19 protein-coding genes and 1 pseudogene are annotated in these 18,946 nt (G+C 24.5%); 1 reads left to right on the top strand and 19 read right to left on the bottom strand.

The window, feature by feature from the left end; translation table 11 throughout:
• Positions 1–16 precede the first annotated feature (16 nt).
• The 12 genes and pseudogenes from O212_RS0110500 to O212_RS16855 form a co-directional block, all read right to left on the bottom strand.
• A complete protein-coding gene (locus O212_RS0110500) occupies positions 17–1,201 on the bottom strand; it encodes a D-alanyl-D-alanine carboxypeptidase family protein (protein WP_024615063.1) in 1,185 nt (394 codons plus the stop codon).
• A gap of 148 nt (positions 1,202–1,349) precedes the next feature.
• The gene (locus tag O212_RS0110495; RefSeq protein ID WP_024615062.1) at positions 1,350–2,228 is read right to left on the bottom strand and encodes a tyrosine-type recombinase/integrase; all 879 of its coding nucleotides are present in this window, start codon (positions 2,226–2,228) and stop codon (positions 1,350–1,352) included.
• 75 nt (positions 2,229–2,303) lie between these two features.
• Positions 2,304–2,939 carry a stage II sporulation protein M gene (gene spoIIM / locus O212_RS0110490; RefSeq protein ID WP_024615061.1) on the bottom strand — a complete coding sequence of 212 codons (636 nt, stop codon included), beginning with the start codon at positions 2,937–2,939 and terminating at the stop codon, positions 2,304–2,306.
• A 122-nt stretch (positions 2,940–3,061) separates the two neighbouring features.
• Positions 3,062–3,580: an NUDIX hydrolase gene (locus O212_RS0110485; protein WP_024615060.1), complete on the bottom strand. Its 519-nt coding sequence runs from the start codon at positions 3,578–3,580 to the stop codon at positions 3,062–3,064.
• 67 nt (positions 3,581–3,647) lie between these two features.
• The gene (locus tag O212_RS0110480; RefSeq protein ID WP_024615059.1) at positions 3,648–4,724 is read right to left on the bottom strand and encodes a DUF1002 domain-containing protein; all 1,077 of its coding nucleotides are present in this window, start codon (positions 4,722–4,724) and stop codon (positions 3,648–3,650) included.
• 430 nt (positions 4,725–5,154) lie between these two features.
• A pseudogene (locus tag O212_RS16415) lies at positions 5,155–5,283 on the bottom strand (sporulation initiation factor Spo0A C-terminal domain-containing protein); the annotation flags it as partial.
• Between the two features lie 210 nt (positions 5,284–5,493).
• A complete protein-coding gene (locus O212_RS0110470; protein WP_024615058.1) occupies positions 5,494–6,129 on the bottom strand; it encodes a hypothetical protein in 636 nt (211 codons plus the stop codon).
• Between the two features lie 63 nt (positions 6,130–6,192).
• Complete coding sequence (locus tag O212_RS0110465; protein WP_024615057.1) at positions 6,193–6,768, bottom strand: hypothetical protein; 576 nt, start codon at positions 6,766–6,768, stop codon at positions 6,193–6,195.
• A 513-nt stretch (positions 6,769–7,281) separates the two neighbouring features.
• On the bottom strand, positions 7,282–8,100 hold the full coding sequence (locus O212_RS0110460; protein WP_024615056.1) for a hypothetical protein: 819 nt from the start codon (positions 8,098–8,100) through the stop codon (positions 7,282–7,284).
• A gap of 136 nt (positions 8,101–8,236) precedes the next feature.
• Positions 8,237–8,791, bottom strand: coding sequence for a GIY-YIG nuclease family protein (locus O212_RS0110455; protein WP_024615055.1), 555 nt, complete (start codon positions 8,789–8,791; stop codon positions 8,237–8,239).
• A gap of 351 nt (positions 8,792–9,142) precedes the next feature.
• Positions 9,143–9,823, bottom strand: coding sequence for a recombinase family protein (locus O212_RS0110450; protein WP_029699312.1), 681 nt, complete (start codon positions 9,821–9,823; stop codon positions 9,143–9,145).
• Between the two features lie 218 nt (positions 9,824–10,041).
• Positions 10,042–10,194 (bottom strand): hypothetical protein, encoded by a 153-nt coding sequence (locus tag O212_RS16855; protein ID WP_173391485.1) that lies wholly within the window; start codon positions 10,192–10,194, stop codon positions 10,042–10,044.
• A 109-nt stretch (positions 10,195–10,303) separates the two neighbouring features.
• Here O212_RS16855 and O212_RS0110440 point away from each other — a divergent pair, with 109 nt between their 5' ends.
• Positions 10,304–10,492 (top strand): hypothetical protein, encoded by a 189-nt coding sequence (locus O212_RS0110440; protein WP_024615053.1) that lies wholly within the window; start codon positions 10,304–10,306, stop codon positions 10,490–10,492.
• 1,379 nt (positions 10,493–11,871) lie between these two features.
• Here the strand turns inward: O212_RS0110440 and O212_RS0110430 are convergent.
• The 7 genes from O212_RS0110430 to recN all read right to left on the bottom strand — a co-directional run bounded on the left by O212_RS0110430 (position 11,872) and on the right by recN (position 18,938).
• Complete coding sequence (locus O212_RS0110430) at positions 11,872–12,195, bottom strand: BRO family protein (protein ID WP_278244707.1); 324 nt, start codon at positions 12,193–12,195, stop codon at positions 11,872–11,874.
• 18 nt (positions 12,196–12,213) lie between these two features.
• Entirely contained in the window at positions 12,214–12,387 is a 174-nt protein-coding gene (locus tag O212_RS16850; RefSeq protein ID WP_173391484.1) for a hypothetical protein, read from the bottom strand.
• 365 nt (positions 12,388–12,752) lie between these two features.
• Positions 12,753–12,932 carry a hypothetical protein gene (locus O212_RS0110420; RefSeq protein WP_024615051.1) on the bottom strand — a complete coding sequence of 60 codons (180 nt, stop codon included), beginning with the start codon at positions 12,930–12,932 and terminating at the stop codon, positions 12,753–12,755.
• 672 nt (positions 12,933–13,604) lie between these two features.
• The gene (locus tag O212_RS0110415) at positions 13,605–14,612 is read right to left on the bottom strand and encodes a tyrosine-type recombinase/integrase (protein WP_024615050.1); all 1,008 of its coding nucleotides are present in this window, start codon (positions 14,610–14,612) and stop codon (positions 13,605–13,607) included.
• A 156-nt stretch (positions 14,613–14,768) separates the two neighbouring features.
• A complete protein-coding gene (gene spo0A / locus O212_RS0110410) occupies positions 14,769–15,590 on the bottom strand; it encodes a sporulation transcription factor Spo0A (protein WP_024615049.1) in 822 nt (273 codons plus the stop codon).
• Positions 15,591–15,901: 311 nt separating this feature from the next.
• Entirely contained in the window at positions 15,902–17,086 is a 1,185-nt protein-coding gene (spoIVB, locus tag O212_RS0110405; RefSeq protein WP_024615048.1) for a SpoIVB peptidase, read from the bottom strand.
• Positions 17,087–17,246: 160 nt separating this feature from the next.
• On the bottom strand, positions 17,247–18,938 hold the full coding sequence (recN, locus tag O212_RS0110400; RefSeq protein WP_024615047.1) for a DNA repair protein RecN: 1,692 nt from the start codon (positions 18,936–18,938) through the stop codon (positions 17,247–17,249).
• Positions 18,939–18,946 lie beyond the last annotated feature (8 nt).

The following is an 18,946-nucleotide window of genomic DNA, read 5'->3' as shown; positions in this document are numbered from 1 at the left end:
ATAGCTTCTTTATTTTTTAATCATTAAACTTTGGTATTAAATTTTTAATTTTAAATTTCATTTTTTCAAATATGTTAGGATTACTTATTTCTCTATCTGTATATATTTCAACTTCTCCAATTTTTTCATCTCCAATATAAACTTCACATTTTCCAACAGTTTCTCCTATATCATATTTCTTTTTAGTATTATTAAATTTAATTTCATTTTTAACGTCACCTTTACTGCCTTTTTCTATTACTGCAATTAAATCCGTTTTAGCTTTAGCAATAAAATATTTATCTGTATCATTTCCCATAAATACTTTACCTATTTCTTCATCTTTACCTAAAACTTTCTTTCCAGTAAATTTTGAAAAACCATAATTAAGTAATAAACTAGCATCTCTATTTCTTACCTTAAATGTAGGAGCACCCATTATAACACTTAACATTCTTACACCATCTCGAGTTGCTGTTGCAGATATACAGTACTTAGCTTCTGATGTATATCCTGTTTTTAATCCATCACAACCTTTAAAGAATCTTACAAGTTTATTATGATTAACTAATTCAATTGGAGACTTTCTTCCTTCAGCTATAGTCTCCATATAAGTTCCTGTATATTTTAATATCTTATCATGTTTTAATAATTCCATAGACATTAAAGATATATCTTTGGCAGTTGATAAATGTCCTTCTGCCGGTAATCCAGTACAATTTTTAAAAGTTGTATTTTTCATTCCAAGTTCTTGAACTCTTTTATTCATTAAATCAACAAAATTTTCTTCTGAACCTGCTAAATATTCAGCCATAGCTACTGCAGCATCATTACCTGAAGCTATTGCAATTCCTTTAAATATTTCTTCTACAGTTCTAATTTCACCAGTATCTAATAACATAGTACTTCCACCCATTTTTTTGGCATTTTCACTACATGTTATTTTATCATCTAGTTTAATTTTACCTGTATCTACAGCTTCAATAGCCAACAACATAGTCATTATTTTAGTAACTGATGCAGGTGCAAATTTTTCATCTGAATTTTTTTCATAAATAATTTTACCTGTAGTAGGCTCCATAAGCAATGCTGATTTAGCCTCTATTTTCATTTTATCATCTGATTTATCTTCTGCAATTGCATGTATAGGTGCTAATGGTAACATTAAAAATGCCATTATTATTAAAAGTATTTTTAAAAAGATTTTATATATTTTTTTCATATTTAATCCTCCCTTCAACATTAGTGTTACCAGCTAAATAATAATTAAAGCTGTTATTTATTTCATATTTTGTATAAAATAAAAAAACTAGTCACAATAAGACTAGTTTTTCATTCAAATTATTTTACCACTAATACTATTATTAAAATTATGCTCTTGGATGCGAATTTTTATATACTAAGTTTATTTTATCACTATTTATTATTTCGTAATAAGTATCCATATAAGTTAATACTTGATTACCCAAAAGCTTTTGAACTGCTCTTACATTAGCACCATTTTGTAACATGTGTACAGCAAATGAATGCCTAAATGTATTAAGATTTACATCTTTTTTTATACCAGCTTTATGAGAATACTCTTTTACTATTCTCCATATGCCTTGCCTTGTTAAACCTCTGCCATTAAGATTTACAAATAATTTATTAACTCCACTTTCAACAACTTCATCTCTTACTAATAAATATTCTTCAAGTGCTCTAGTTGCACTTCTTCCTATAGGTATCAATCTTTCACAGCTTTTATTATCAGTACATTTTACAAATGATAAATCTAAATTAATATCTTCTACATCTAATGATATTAATTCTGATACTTTCATTCCAGTAGCATACATAAGCTCTAATAAGGCATTATCTCTTATTCCTTTTACACAAGTTTTTTCTACAGATTTTATGATTTTATCAACCTCATCTATAGTTAAAATTTGTGGTAATTTTTTATTTGTCTTTGTACTTTTATAAGATATTTTTGGAACATCATCTATCTTACCTTCATTTTTAAGAAAACCATAAAAACTTCTAAGACTAATAACTATCCTATTTATTGATCTTTCAGATTTTCCATTTTGTAAAAGATTATTTATATACTCAATAATATAATTGTTACTTGAAGTATATAATGGTTTTTTGTTTAAATTAAGAAACTTGATGAAAAGATTAACATCTGTAACATATGCATATACTGTATTTTCACTTTTTTCATTATTTAATAAATAACCTTTGTAACTCTCGATAATTTCTAACATTATTCTCTCCTAAAACATTGCTTTATATATTCGATACTTTATACTTCATTTTATACATCATTAGCTAATCAATCTTTATAAATATATATTTTTTAGTATTACTTTAATTATATTAGGACATACATATGTTTCTACTACTATTCCAACAACTAAAACACATAATAATGCTATTACAACATTTATTCCACCTTTATTTAATATTAAATTTTTTATTGGTGTTCTTTTTATAAACTTTTCTTTAAATTTCATAGTTGATAAGTTTAGTCCCAATATACTTATTGCTATTATACAAGGAATATATATTATATTTTGTGGTATTATAGATGCTAATGCTATTCCAAGTCCTTTACCATCAAAAGTAGTAAGTAAAAAAGTAAATGTATAACCTAATGTAAATCCTTTAACTAGATTAAGAGCAAGTATTAGTGGTGCTCCAAAAAAGGTAAAACTTAATAAAATTATTGGTGCTATTAAAAATATATTCTTCTTTATTACTTCTAATAACAAAATTCCATAATCTATTGTCTTTTTTTCTATACTATTTACAAAACTTGTATAATAATTTGCTAAATCCTGCCTATCTATATAATTCATACTTTTTATAGCATATGCTCCTAATACAATACCAACACAAAAAAATAATATTACTAATAAATAATATATTTTTTGTTCTTCAAAGGTTTTACTTAATTTATTTACTGAAATTTTCATCTCTCTATCCTCCTAAAGTATTATAACTAATATTATGATTACAAATTATTTTTTATTCTTATAGGAGATAAAAATATGTAAAATAAAAAGAAGTAATGCTTTTTGCATTACTTCTTTTTATTTTATAAATACATAAATGCCGAAATTGTTTTTGTATCTATTATTTTGCCTGATTTTATCATCTCTTTTATTTCACTTAACTTAAAAGACTCTATCTCAATAAATTCATCTTCGTCTCCGCCTTTTGTTCCTTTATAAAGATTAGTAGCTTTATAAATATGAATTCTTTCATCAGTAAATCCAGCACCAGTAGCTATTGTTCCTAAATATTCTATATTTTCTGATTTATACCCAGTCTCTTCTTCAAGTTCTCTTGTAGCACATACCTTTGGATCTTCACCAGTTTCTAATTTGCCAGCTGGTATTTCAAGTAATATATCATTTAAAGCAGCTCTAAATTGTCTAACTAATAATATTGTTTCATCATCTAAAAAAGCCACTACAGCAGCTGCCCCTGGATGTCTTATTACATCTCTACTTCCTTCATTTCCATCTGGTAATTTAACGTTTATATTTACAAATTTCAAAAAATTTCCTTCATATTTCAATTCTTCATTTAATATTTCTTCATTTAAATTCATACAATCTCTCCTTTTATAATATTACTTATATTTTTAGTATATATTTATTAGAGTAATTTTACAAATTTTAATTTATATTAAATATTCCTTTTATCCATGATATAAAACTTTCAAAAATATTTTGATCATTTGAGTTTGATGCTTTGTTATTTTGATTAGCTTCATTATTTGAAGTTTGACTTCCTTCAGTATTATTTGTTACAACAGTATTTCCTGATAAAGCTGAATCATTAGTTTCATTTAATATACCTGAATTTTGATTAGCTTCTTTATTAGAGCCACTAAAGAAATCCTTTATACTAGTCCATATTTTATCAAAAAAACCTGAATTTTTGATAGCTTCTCCTGATTCTTTTAAAATTTCATTTATGTTATTTCCAATTTTATTTAAAGTATTTTTTAATTCATCATAATTATAATCTTGCTTTCCTATGTTAACCATTAAATCTTGTAATTCCTTCTTATTTTCAGGAGTAAGATTTACATTATAATTATTTGTTACATTATTTATTATATTATTAACCGCTTGTTGATCTTTTGCTTTCTCTTTAATTACTTCTGTTTTTACATCATTTACAACAGCTGCTGCTTTTTCTTTGCCTACATTTGAATTATCTGCTAAATTTCCTGTTACTATTAATTCTTTATTAGCTAATTCTTTTTTCTTATTATTAAGTTTTTCTCCTGTTGAATCTTCAAAACCTTTTAATATTCCAGTTAAGGCTCCTGTACCTGAAACTTGAAATGGTGCTGCTGCAATTACATTAGCATCATTAACTCCAGCCGTAACCAATGTATTGGTAATCATAGCTGCTGTAACCCAAGTTAAATTTACAGTCTTAACATTTATTCCGCTACCTTTTTCTGTTGGTTGTACATATGAGCAAGATATAGTTTTATTTCCTATCTCAGCCTCTGTAGCTATTCCCTTTAAAGCTTCTCTTTCTTCTTTATTATTTATAGTTAATAATTGATAAGAACCTTCTTTTGCATTAAAATATTTTAGCATGTCATCCTTTTGAGCTGTTGTTAAGTTAGCACCTAATGTTATTACATTAAATTGATCTGCAAAAACTGTATTTCCGATTACTCCAGTAAAAATCGATGCTATTATGAGAATTTTAATTATAAAATTTTTTTTCATTTCTATTTATTCTCCTTTATTTGTTTTAAGTTATTTTACTTTATTATTATAAATTTTTATTCTTAATAAAATATTATTTTAATATTAATTTTTTATTATCTATTTAATAATCATTTACGAGTATATTATATACGATATATCATCTTTATTTATATTACTTATTTACAATGATTTTATTTTAGTATTCAAAGTTAACCATTTAAAGTACAACTATCTATAAAGTATTGTATATATATATCATATAATCTTTTTTTCTTTTAACTCTAAGCATAAAAAATACCTCCTATCTATCAAGTTTTGTAACCCAATAAATAAAAGGTATTTTGAAATTTTCTAATATTCACTTTATTGCTATAAGCAACTACATTTAATGCTTATTTTTGTAATATTTATTGCTATAGCTTTTTAAACTTTGGCTTACCCACGCCATTTATGACACTTTATTTTTAAGACGAAGCTTGTCAGCAATAATCGCAATAAATTCACTATTTGTTGGTTTACCCTTATCATTATGAATTGTATATCCAAACAGTTTATTTATAGCATCTATTTGACAACCAAGCGATTTTAATATCATTTTAAAATTTAATTTTAATAAAAACATACAACAAAATATACTATTAAATCATCTCTTATCAGTTGGTTTAACTTATATAATATTTGTCGCATATAGTTTTACATATTACGATTATATTTTAACATAACAAATATAATTATCAAGAAAATTTCAATATATTTTAACTATAATATTTCTCTCTATTACTTTTCATTATTTTAATGTATATTGTTTTTTCTTATCCCTTTTTGTTGTAAAAGCTTCTTTTAAATCTTTTAAATCAATACTGAAAAAAGACGTTATTTGATTTATAAAAGCAAATCCTATTTGTGTTTTCTCTTCAAACTGTTCAAAAAGATTATCTAATATGCATTGTAATTCTTCATTATCCTTTGATAATTTAAATATCAAATCAAAGAAAAAGCCAGAATTTTTTACACCACCTTTTATATTCTCTAAATTAAATTTTACTCTCTTTGCATTTTTAAAATTTCCACTTTTATATTCAAGCAAAACCAATGTAGCCACATAAGGAAATTCTATCTTAAAGTCTTCTATAAATTTTTCACAAAATTCATTATATACTTTTCTATTAAATTCATATTCTTTATTTCCAAATTGAAAGATATTATTTCCACCTTTTTTTGTACTATTTAAATATCCAGGAATATAGAAATCAAAATATTCACCCGAACTTTTATTAAATACTTCCATATAATTTATAATATATTCTTTTGCACCTTGTTGTTCAATATCACAAAATAAAACTCCCAAATATCTTGGTTTACTTTTCCCTTCACGCCCTTTTATCTTTTGAATAAATCTATCATAAGTACCAACTGGATACATATAACTCCCTCCCTAACTTATTTTTTTACTCTATATTTTAATAATTATCCTTTTAATTTCAATTTAGTTTATATATTTTTTAACCTCTTCAACTATATCATTTATCCTCTCATCTTTTGTATAACGATCTTTCTTACCCTGATTGAATTTCTCTGATAATCCTGCAATCATAAAATGCAAATCACCTTTTTCTCCCATAAAATTCACCATAAAATTATCTGCTAACACTTCCAAATCCTTATACTTTATCAAAGTTTGCTTATTATCTTTCTCTTTCATTCTAATATACTCTTCATGTCTATATTTTTTATAATAAAAATGATGACTTTCATGTACTAAAATACAATTTAAAAGTATTCTGATAACATTTTTTAAAACCTTATCATCATTCGGATTAATATCAAGTACTCTATTAAATAAATTTCTATATCCATCATTTATAAACCCAAAGTTAAATACGACTGTATTATCTTTATCAACATATGCAAAACCTTCATGATTACGGTCTTCAATTATATTATAATCTAATTTTACTTCTTCTCCATAATTCATATTAAAATATACTTCAATTTCTTTTTTTATAACTTCTATCTCATTATTAAGTTCTTTAAATACTTCTGCTATATAAGTACTGTACATCCTTTGCTCCATCCCCTTAAATCAATAATTTAAATATCTAACTAACTTTATTCCTATAAAATTATGAATAGTTTCATAATATTTATATTATTATCTAAGCATTTTTTATTACTAATACCTTATATTTAAGACTATTTAATCATTTCAATTTTACTCTAATACTTTAATTAATTCAATTAATGGTAATTATATCATTAATACCCTTTTACATAACATTTACCTTGCTTTTTAATAACTAATAGTTGTTTTCAACTATTAGTTATATATTTAAATTCTTTTAAATATATATTATTATTTTTATTTATACTATCTCTATTTACTTTATTATCATAGTATATATGTAATAAAAACTATAAAAAACCATCAGACATTAGTAATATCAATACTTTACGGAACTTTAATCACTAAAAAATACGGCACAAACGGGTAACTTTTTTTAACTTTTCGGCACAAAATGGCAACCTTTTTTAATGATTAAACAAAAAGAAAGCAAAGAAACTCTTCACTTTCAATCTAAATATCAAATATTCTGGAAATATCTGATATAGTATTTCTATTTGATTTCCAAAATATAACAGGATTAATAATTACCATTCTTTTATCATCATCTATCCACTCTGCTACAATCTTTTTATAGTTTATTCTCAATCTAAAAAGTTTAGCTTTTAATTTTGATGTTTGGGTTTTATCTAGTCCAAACTTTTTACCTAAATCCCCAAATGATAATGGTTTTATTAAAGTCCTATCACTCTCAGTAGGATTTTCACATAATATATTATAATCTTTATTTAAATATGGTAAGCATCTAATGAAATTAAATAATATTTTATGCTGTCTAGGTAATACTTGATTATATAACTCCCCAAATCCTTTTTGAAAAACTCTTACAACTTCTGAACTACATTTTATACTGCCTTTTATACAATATTCCTTATTTATTGATATTACTCCATCATTGTTAATCATAATTAAATCATTTTCTAATAAATACTTTTTTGTATTTCGTGTCTCTCTATCACTTAACCCCAATATTCTTTTTAAATCTTTACATCTTAACTTTCTTTGCCCATTAGTATTGCCTTCAACCAAAACATTATCATAATTCATATAGGTACATAATTTTAAAAACCTTATAGCATAATTTTCTTCAATGTTCTTATCTAAAATTTTATTGAATAGCATATGAAAATAATTCCCACATAAATTAAAAATATCTTCATTACTATTTTTAAAACTTCCAAAATCATTATTATCCTTATCATATTTAACTATAACATCATCTCTATTTAAAACTTCCCCAGTTTTCTTTACTATATATTCTCTTTCTCTCATTTTTTTCACCTCTGTTTTTTATTTGTTTTAGCATATACTTTATATTTGAATATAAAAAAAGAAGAGGTATTTCTCTTCAATAACTATAAAATATAGTGCTAAATATGTGTTTTTTTAAAATAAAATATTTATTTTATTAACTAGCTAATTTAGCGTGTTTTTTAGCATTAAATTCATCTCTGGTTGTATATATAACCCATTTTTGAATTAAATCGTGTATTTCTGATAATAAACTAAGTTCTCTAAGCTTATCCATATTTTTTATTATATTTTTTGCTTTATTATATTTAGGTTCATATAACTCTATTAAAACATTTTCTAATAAGTGTAATTCTTCTGTGTTTTTAACTATATCTGTTATATCTAAATATTTAATTTTATCCCATTTATCTGTTTTCATTAGTCTTGATATATTACTATAACAGTTCAAGTGATTACTTAATCTATTTTTTAAGTGTTTTGTTGCACCAACGTATAAAACCTCGTTTTCTGTATTCACAATTATATATAAATAATACCCTTTATGTTCTTCACTGTATTCCTTTTGACACGCTCTTCTGTACTCTTTATTTTTCTTTCTCCACTCCTTTTGTCTTTTGCTATAACAATCTTTACAATATGCTCTTGTTTTGTGTTTAGTAGTAAACTCCTTCCCACAATCTGAACAATGTTTTTTAATTAACTTATCCATTGGTTTACCCTCTCCTTTTTTTCTATAAAAATAGACAGATGATTTTTAATATATGTCTATTTCTATTATTTTTTTGTAATTAATCTTAAAAATCTTATTAATTCCAACAAATTATTTATATTATATAATGTAAATAACTACGGAAAAGTTCTACCAACTTTGTAAAAAATATTTTATTTAATTATCAGTTTCCAGTTGTTGGGTTTGAACAAAAAAAGTGATTTGGTACCTTATATAATTAAAGCTGAGGGGCTTTGTACTGTAAAAAAGTACCCCCTTTTTTTCTGTGAGTTTTAGGGGGATTGGGATAAAAAAAAGAAGTAGCGATTTGCTACTCCCCGTATAAATTATTTAATTATTGTTTTGTAGTTCCTCAACATACTTATAGAAGGTTGCCTTTGCTATGTGTAACATTTCAATACATTCTTTATTATTTAAAGTTCCACCAAACTTCTTACTATGTTTTAGTATTTGTTTCTTACATTCTTTTGCTTTGTCAGTCTCTATTGTAATTCCTTTTGTTCTTCCTATTTGCTTACCTTTTGCTCTTGCCACTTCAATACCTTCTTTTGTACGTTGTTGCAAGTCTTTTACTTCCTTCTCTGCTTGATTAAATGCTATTTGTATTTGTTCTTTTGCCAATAACATTAAATACTCATTTACACCTTTTAAAATACTATCTACATTTGTATTAGTTAATTGTATGTTATTATTTAATGCCTTTTTATATGTGGAGGTATTTATATAGTTCTCTTTTAAGAATACCAATTCAATACCCCTATTAAATAACTCTTGGTATAATTTAAACCCCTCTTCTGCATTTCTGCTCATTCTACTAACACTATCAAAAACAATAGTATCACCTTTTTTAACTATCTTTAGGAGTTGTTTAAATACTTTTCTAACTTCTATTTTTGTACCAGTTGCTTTTTCCTCTTTAAGAATAGCGTTTGGGTATTCTCTTAAAATATTCTTTATTTGTCTATCTATATTTTGAGTTTTTGTGCTAACTCTTACATATCCGTAAATCATAATTATTAACCTCCAAAAGTTCATTTAAAATGTTCATTAAAATTATACTTTTATTATATGTTCTTTTGTATATAAAATCAATATGGAATTGAACTCTTTTTATACACCTCTAAATTGAACTTTTTTAAATAATATTTTGAATTTATAAATAAAAAAAAGAAGAGGTATTTATGTTTTAAAACCTCTTCAATATGTAATGCTCTATATAATTTAAAATACTATTTACCGTTTTTTTTACTTTCTCTTTCAATTATATATTTCATTCCCTCTTCAATTAAATCATTAGCATTAACCCCTTTTTGAAGTGCTAATATTCTGATAGATTTATATAAATCTTCATCTAATGTTGTATTAATGTTTTTTCTTGCCAATTAAATTACCTCCTTTTAATTTAATTATAATACATAGTTGACTATATAACAATGTAGCGTTATAATAATCACATAGTTACATAGTTGAAATATTAAGGAGTGATTTTAAATGACTAAAGATAAACTAAAAGGATTGATAAATTTTGAAACTGGAAGGCTTGATATATTAAAAAGTTGTTTGAAATTAAATAAAGATAAGACTAAAGAGGTTGATATTTTAAATAAGATAAACAAAACTGAAGAACAACTTACTAAAGATATCCTAGAATATAAAAGACTTTGTGTTCAATTTCAATAAAGACCAATGATAGTACATAACATCCTATCATAGGACTTCACAATAATAGTTTAATTTTAAATGAAGAATAACCTTTGTACATAATATTTTGTGTATGAAGGTTATTTTTTCTTAACGCTCTGTTTAATATTATAATATTAATATTCTGTACTTAGAAAAAATATTATACCTAAAATAGTATTATATTACTTAAATCTATTTAGAGATTTATAGCATTTAATTAACTTTGTATACATTTTTATACATATTGTACTTTGTCTATCTTATTTTTTATTAAAGAATATTATTTAAATAGATAAGAACCTACTAACTCCTTGAACGCCAAATTAAAAATTTGACGTTATATTTTAAACAAGTTTAAATATGTAATTTATTTATTTATTTTATTAATTATTATTTATATTATTTATTAATCACTTACTTACTACTTATTAAAACTTGGATATAATAATCCAAGTTACTAGCAACTTCTTAGAAAAAATAAAACCAAGAACAATAATCATCTAAGCCTTTTATTGTTATATAAGATTTTATTTTTAAATTCCACCGATTTTTTTGATAACTTAGAAAACCCAAACTAATAAATGTTTTTAACAAGAACATTTTAAAAAACTTGTGTTATAACTTTCCTATTATAACTGATGTTACCGAGTAGTTCTTTATGACTTATTACGCTACTGAATAACATAGGAACAAATTTTATAGCATTGGCTTTGTCAAACCTTTACCAGTTTTTGATATACGAGAAACTGTTAAGCTTACCAAACTCGTAATAATATATTTAGTTTTATATTTATATTATATAAAAATATAAAATTTTTTGCATTTTATTAAAAAAGAATATAGTTATCCTGTTTTTTTTCTTCAAGCATATTATTAAGTTTTTCAGTATTGTATTATACTTCAATTTATTGTAAAGTGTTGTAATATATTAGTGAAATTTATAATATATAAAACAAACTTTATGTTATATAATCTTCTTTAGTTTATTTATAGTGAAAATCATATTTGAAATTTCTACCCAATCTCCTTGTAATTTATCTTCATCATCTCTTAAATTTTATATCTTTTTCAACAAATCAAGGCTCACCCTATTTTAGGATAAGCCTTATATTTTAATATAATCTATTTAGTTTTTAAAAAGTATAGCACTAACTACTTTATATAATAAACTCAATACCCAAACGGTATTAAGTTTATATTTTTTATTAAATTTTACTTTCCTCCAAGGGTATAACATTTCGTTACCCCCTTTTATCTTTGTTTCATTGTTTGTATATTTCTATCCTTTATATGTGCTTTCCCATTTTAGGAACTCACATTATTTCTTAATGCAAAACTATGGATAATCGCTCACAACGATTTGTAATTTATCATCATCAACGTTTTGTTAAAGCCTTTTGAATAGTATCTTCTGTCATATACGCTCCGTGTTTTCTTATAGAGGGTAAAATTTCATTTGTAATCCATCTTTTAAATTCTTTAGCTTTTGGTAATTTACTAGAAAGTATTAAACTATAAAGTCCACTTTCATTAATTACTATAACTTCCCTTCTTTGACCTGCCAGAACGATTCGTTCTCCCAGCTTATCCTCGTTATCAACATGGTCGCGAATTGCTTTAGCAGTATTTTTATAACCTAACTTTTCAGCCACATCTTTTCCAATGAACCAAGGCTCGTTATTTAGAGTTAAAACTCTTATAAAAGATATTATTTTATACTATTTATCTGCCATTCTTTTGTAAATATGTCCGTTTTTTTCTAATTCTTTTTTAATAGCTTCATCTGATATTTTTCTAGTTTTGTCTAATTCTTCTCTTATATCTTGTGCATACTTATAACCATACTCTCTAATGAATTGTTTAACATCTTCTAATGTTATATTTTTATTCATATCTACTACCTCTTTTATATTCAGAATAATATTTTTATGTTAATACAAATTATATTCTCAAAAATTATATCTTCCTTTTGCTTTTAACTTTAGTTTTTTTATTATTTTTTTCTTACGTTTATTATTTTTATTCCAATTATATCCATTATTAAACTTTTTATAAGGGTCTTCAATATCAACTTCCTTTTTTATTTTATTTAGTATCTATTATAATTCAATTAGTTGTAAAGTGTTGTAACATACCAATAAATATTACAGAACAATAAATCTAATTTATCTTTCTTGTTTTTATAATAGTTGTTAATATATTTCCTTCCACTGAAAACAAATTAGCCTATAATTGATATTAATATCAAATTTATTTATTACATATCTGCCAATTCTTTGTAAATATGCCCATTCTTTTTTAATTCTGCTTCAATGGTTTTATCTGATACACCTTGCTTTTTTACCTTTTCAAGTTCTTCCTCGATATCTAATCCGTAAATGTAACCATATTCTCTGATGAATTGCTTAACATCTTCTAGGGTTATGTTTTTATTCATATCTATCAACTCCTTTCATACTTATATTATAAATTATAACAAAACACTTTACTTTTGCGAAACATAAAATATACTTCTGGCTTATCCTCAAAATATATATAGTTATCCTGCAAATCATTTAAAATTTACAAGACAACTATACTACCAACTCTTATACTTCTGTATTTAGAGCCTCGCCACTTTAAACCTATGGTCTTGGTAATAATACATTAGTAATTAACATTTCAGTTAATTCATACATCAAAACAAGAATTACACCCCTACTTGTCCATTATTTCTAATGTTCTGTATGTTCCTTCTTTTGTAATAGCTCTGACTATTACTGGTGTTCCTCAATCCGTTCTATTTTGTCATATATACTATTATGTATACTTAGACTTAACATCTTCAAGAAAGTTTCACTAAGACTTACGTCATACCTTATAAATGTATATTATAAAAGTAACCGAATAGACTTTTTGCATTGGCTCTATTAAACCTACTCTATTATTTATAGTCCTCGAAGTGCATTAAAGACTAACCTATTCCCTAAAAAAGGGTATAGGAAATAAAGCCTTGCATATCCTCATTTTTTTTGAGATAATATATTTAAATTACAAATAAATGAGATTGCAAAGTTTTATAAAACGATATTCAGTTTTAATAGTAGGTTGTTGTGAGCCTACTATTTTTTTATCTATTTTTCATATTCTCTAAAGGTGAATACTTATAGTATTTTTTTCTTATATCTTCTGTGGTAACATCTAAATATGCTTGTTCAGTTACAGTTACGCTACTATGACCTAATATTTTAGATAATATGAATATATCTCCACCACTAAGTAAAAATCTTTTTGCAAAATTATTCCTTATTTGATGGCAAGTTATATTTTCCTTCAAGTTGGCTGTTTTACAGTATTTCTTTAGGTTTTTTTCAAAATTCATTAAATTAAGTTTATTTCCTCGACTTGATATAAATATAAATTCTGTATCATAATATCTTTCTTTATAATCAAGCCATTTTCTTAATAAAGATTGAAGTGTTGAACTAAAAAATACATACCTATCTTTCCTACCTTTATTAATTTCACAAGGTATAAATATAGCTTTCTTATCAAGTAAAATATCCTCTTGTTTTAAAGAAAGAGTTTCTCCGATTCTCATACCAGTATCCATTAATAAATGTAATATTACATAGTCCCTATATTCAGTAAACTTAGTTAAATCTAATGCTTTTATAAGTTTATTAAAATCTAAATCACTTATATTTGATTTTGGCGTTCTACTATGTTTGTATTGCCTTATTACTAATGATGGATTATCCTTATTTATTCCTTCATCATATAGCCAGTTAAAGAAAACCTTAATATTTCTAAGATAGTTATTTACAGTCCATAAACTTACTGGTTTTCCAAAATCGCTCCTTGCACTTGGATTATTATAAATAGTAGATTTTAAATCTCCTACATAGGAATACTTCCCTTTATTTTTTGTAAACTCTAAATATTCTTTAATATCTTTTGTTTTAACTTTAAGTGGTGAAAAAATCTTTTTATCATTTTCCATATATTTTGCAAATAATTTTAATGTACTCTCATAAGATTTTAATGTTTTCTTAGTTAAATCTTTATTTGTACAATAAATCATAAAGTCATTGATAGCATCATCAAAACTTATAATTCTTTTACTAATTTTAGGCAAAAAAAGACACCTCCTATCAGAATTAACTGATAAAAGATGCCTATCTTACTTTTTATTATATTTGTTGGTATGTTTTTATATTTGTTGATTATAGAATTGGTTATTTTACATTTTACCCTTATTCCTTAACCATTGATATTACTACCTTCACGCCATTTATGACACTTTATTTTTAAGACGAAGCTTGTCAGCAATAATCGCAATAAATTCACTATTTGTTGGTTTACCCTTATCATTATGAATTGTATATCCAAACAGTTTATTTATAGCATCTATTTGACCTCTACCCCATGCAACCTCTATAGCATGTCTTATAGCTCTTTCAACTCTTGATGCAGTAGTATTATATTTTTTAGCTATTGAAGGATATAATTCCTTAGTTACAGCTGATAATAACTCCATATCATTAACAACCATAGTTATAGCTTCTCTTAAATACATGTATCCTTTTATATGTGCTGGAACACCTATTTCATGTATTATACTTGTTATTTCTGTTTCTAAATCAACTGGTTCACTTGATGATATTGATGAATGAACTGAAGTATCATGACTTTGATATCTTGATGTACTACTAGTTAATTTTTTATTTGTATTTGAACTAAACATCTCTCTAATTCTCTTGGTAAATATATCCATATCAAATGGTTTTACTACATAATAATCTGCACCTAAAGTAATAGCCTGTTGTGTTATTTTATCTTGTCCTACTGCTGATAAAATAATAACTCTTGGCATTTTATCTAAATTCATATTATTTAACTTTTCTAGAACACCTAATCCATCTAAATGTGGCATAATAATATCTAATATTACTAAATCAGGCTTTCTCTCCTCTATTAATGTTAATGCTTCCCTTCCATCCTTTGCTATACCTGTTACGACAATATCTTTTTGATTTAATAAGTAATCATTTAATATACTGCAAAATTCCTTATTATCATCAGCTATAAGTATAGATATTTTTGAATCTTCCATGTATTTCTCCCCTTTATCCATTTTTTTATTCTATATATACCCACAAAAACAACACTATATATGAGAATATTATTTAAATATTTATCATTACAAATTAAATTATTCGACATTTCTTCAAAAATTCCTTTTATATAGTTAGTTTTTATTATAATAGAGTTAATTTATACTTTTCTTATTCCACTATTTGTAAATTATACACTATTTATTGTTTTTTGTCTATGTTTTTTGTAAAAAAATACCATTTAATATGTTTCATTAATTATTTATTTTACAAAAACAGGCAAGTACTTATATCTTGCCTGTTTTTATAATTATCTTATTATTTCAGCATCTTTTAACATCCAATCTATATATATTCCATATCCTACATCAGGCTTATTTATTAATACATGAGTAACTGCTCCTATTATTTTTCCGTTTTGTATAATTGGACTTCCACTCATTCCTTGTATTATACCGCCTGTTTTTTCTAAAAGTTCTTGATCTGTAACTTTTATAATCATACTTTTAGGACTAGGACTTTCTTGATTTAATTTTTTTATAATTTCTATTTCATATTCTTTAGGTCCACTATCATCAATAGTTGTTATTATTTTAGCCTTTCCTAAATTTATTTCATTTCTAAATCCCACTGGTAATTTTTTATTTAGATTATTATTTACTTTATTTTTATTTTCTACTCCAAATATACCACACTCAGTATTTTTTTCTATTTTACCAATTGGAGTTTCTTCATTTGTAAATATACCTTTTAATTCTCCTGGAGAACCTTTTTCACCTTTTCTTAAACTTATTATAGATGCATCCAATAAATCTCCTGATTTAACTGAAAATCTAGTATTAGTATCTCCATCTGTAATTGGATGTCCTAATGCTCCAAATTTTTTACTTTCTTCATGATAAAATGTTAATGTACCAACACCAGCTGTTGAATCCCTAACCCAAAGTCCAAGTTTAAATTCATTATTTTCTTTTATTAATTTAATATCTTTTGTTATTATAGTTCCATTTCTGTTTATAGTTAATTTAATTATTCCATTCTTAGAATTTTTTATAACACTATTTAATTCTTTGGTAGTATATATATTTTTACCATTTACTTTTGTTATTAAATCACCAATTTCTATTTGTGATTTTTTTGCTGGACTTTCACTTTTTGAATTATTAACTATAATATCAGAAAATCCAACCACTAAAACTCCATCTGAAGAAAGTCTAACTCCAACACTAGTACCACCTGGATATAACTTTAAATTCTCAACATTTTCAACTGCAACTGACTTAAGAGGAATTAAACCCATAAAACTTATATCAACATAATCTTCACGATAAGTTACATAATTTAAAGGACTTATAGAATCAAACATTGAAGTAGTTTCTATTTCATTATTTGTGTATATCTTATCTGGCATATCTTTAAGAGTAAATATTGTTGTTGACATTAAAATAAGTGTTATAACAAATATTAAACTTATTGATTTTATAAATTTTTTCATATTTCTCTCCTCCTTTGTCTTTATAATTAAGTTACCCTTAGGACATGCTTTGTATTCTATATTAAGATTTCTATAATAGACAAATTTTTTTAAAACAAAAAAATAAAACCACGTAGTAATCGTGATTTTATTTTTTCCAATTATGTGTCTATATATGTATTTATATAGATTTTAATTCATTTTTTTTAATTATAGAGTTATCAAACATTTCTCTTACATTTTCCAATGTTGCATTAGTTACACTATCTCCACCTAACATTGTAGCCACTTGATATATTTTTTCTTCATTTGATAATAATCTTATGTTTGTAAAAGTTTTTTCATTTTTTATTTCTTTTGAAACAAAATAATGATGGTCTGAAAGAATCGCTATCTGTGGCAAATGTGTTATACATAATACTTGATGATCTTTTGATACTTGATACATTTTTTCACCAACTCTTTGACCTACTTGACCACTTATTCCAGTATCTATTTCATCAAAAATTAAAGTAGGTATATCGTCCTTGTCTGCAAATACACATTTTAAAGCTAGCATTATTCTTGATAATTCTCCTCCTGATAAAACCCTTTCTAATGATTTCATTGGTTCACCAGGATTAGTTGTAATCATAAATGTAACATCATCAAATCCTTTTTCATCAAAACTTTCTTTTTCTTCTATTAATATCTCCATATTAGATTTATCTAATCCAACATAAGAAAGCTCATTTAAAATCTTTTCTCTAAGTTCACCACTATATTTCTTTCTTATATTAGAAATTACTCTGCCTAATACTTTCATATCTTCATATATGCTTTTTTCTTTTTCTTTTAATTCTTTTATTATTTCTTCTGCATTAATTAACTCTTCATATTGTTTTTTCAAATTATTGTATGTTTCTAAAACAGCTTCAACAGAGCCACCATATTTTTTCTTATAATTATTTATTAAAAATAATCTTTCATTTATTTTTGATAACTCTTCTTCATCGTAATATATGTCTTCCAAAATATCACGTAATTCTCTTGAAGTTTCTTCTATATTATAAAAAGCTTCTTCTATTATTTCACGTTTCTCTTTTATTTTAATAAGATGATCTTCAACATAACTTAGTTCAGTTAAAACTTTAGAAATATTTTCTATTATTCCTCCAGATTCAACTCCATTTAAAAGATTATAACTAGTACTCACCGATTTAGTTATCTTTTCTGCATTTGCTAGAATATTATATTGTTCTTTTAAATCTTCTTCTTCACCAATTTTTAATTTTGCTTTTTCTATATCTTCTATTTGAAACTTAATATAATCCGCAAGCTTTTCTTTATCATTATTTCCATTTATGTTTTTAATCTTTTCTCTTATTTCTAAAAGTTTATTTCTTAAAATCGAAAACTTTTCTATTTCAACTTCAATTTCATTACCTATATAATTATCTAAATAATTAACATGACTACTTTTTTGTAAAAGATTTTGACTTTGATGCTGTCCATGAATGTCTAATAACTTTTCACGTATCTTTCTTAATTGAGATACAATCAAACTTTTGCCATTAACTTTAATTATAGTTTTTCCACTTATTAATGTTTCTCTAGATATTATTAATATATCCTCTGCTTCAATTTCTAATTCTTTTAAAATTAAATCTAAATCTTTTGCATCTATACTAAATATAGCTTCAACCTTTGTTCTTTCTTCTCCAGTTCTAATTAAATCCTTAGAAAACTTACCACCTAAAACATAATCTATAGCATCTATCAATATTGATTTACCTGCACCAGTTTCTCCAGATAATATATTAAAACCACTTCCTAAGTCTAAAGAAATATTTTCAATAAGCGCAAAATTTTTAATATTTAACTGTATCAGCATTTATACCA

Origin of the sequence: Clostridium sp. Ade.TY (assembly GCF_000498355.1) — a bacterium.
GTDB lineage: Bacteria > Bacillota > Clostridia > Clostridiales > Clostridiaceae > Clostridium.
The sequence above is the reverse complement of the archived record's forward strand: the minus strand, read 5'-3'. Positions and strand labels throughout refer to the sequence as shown.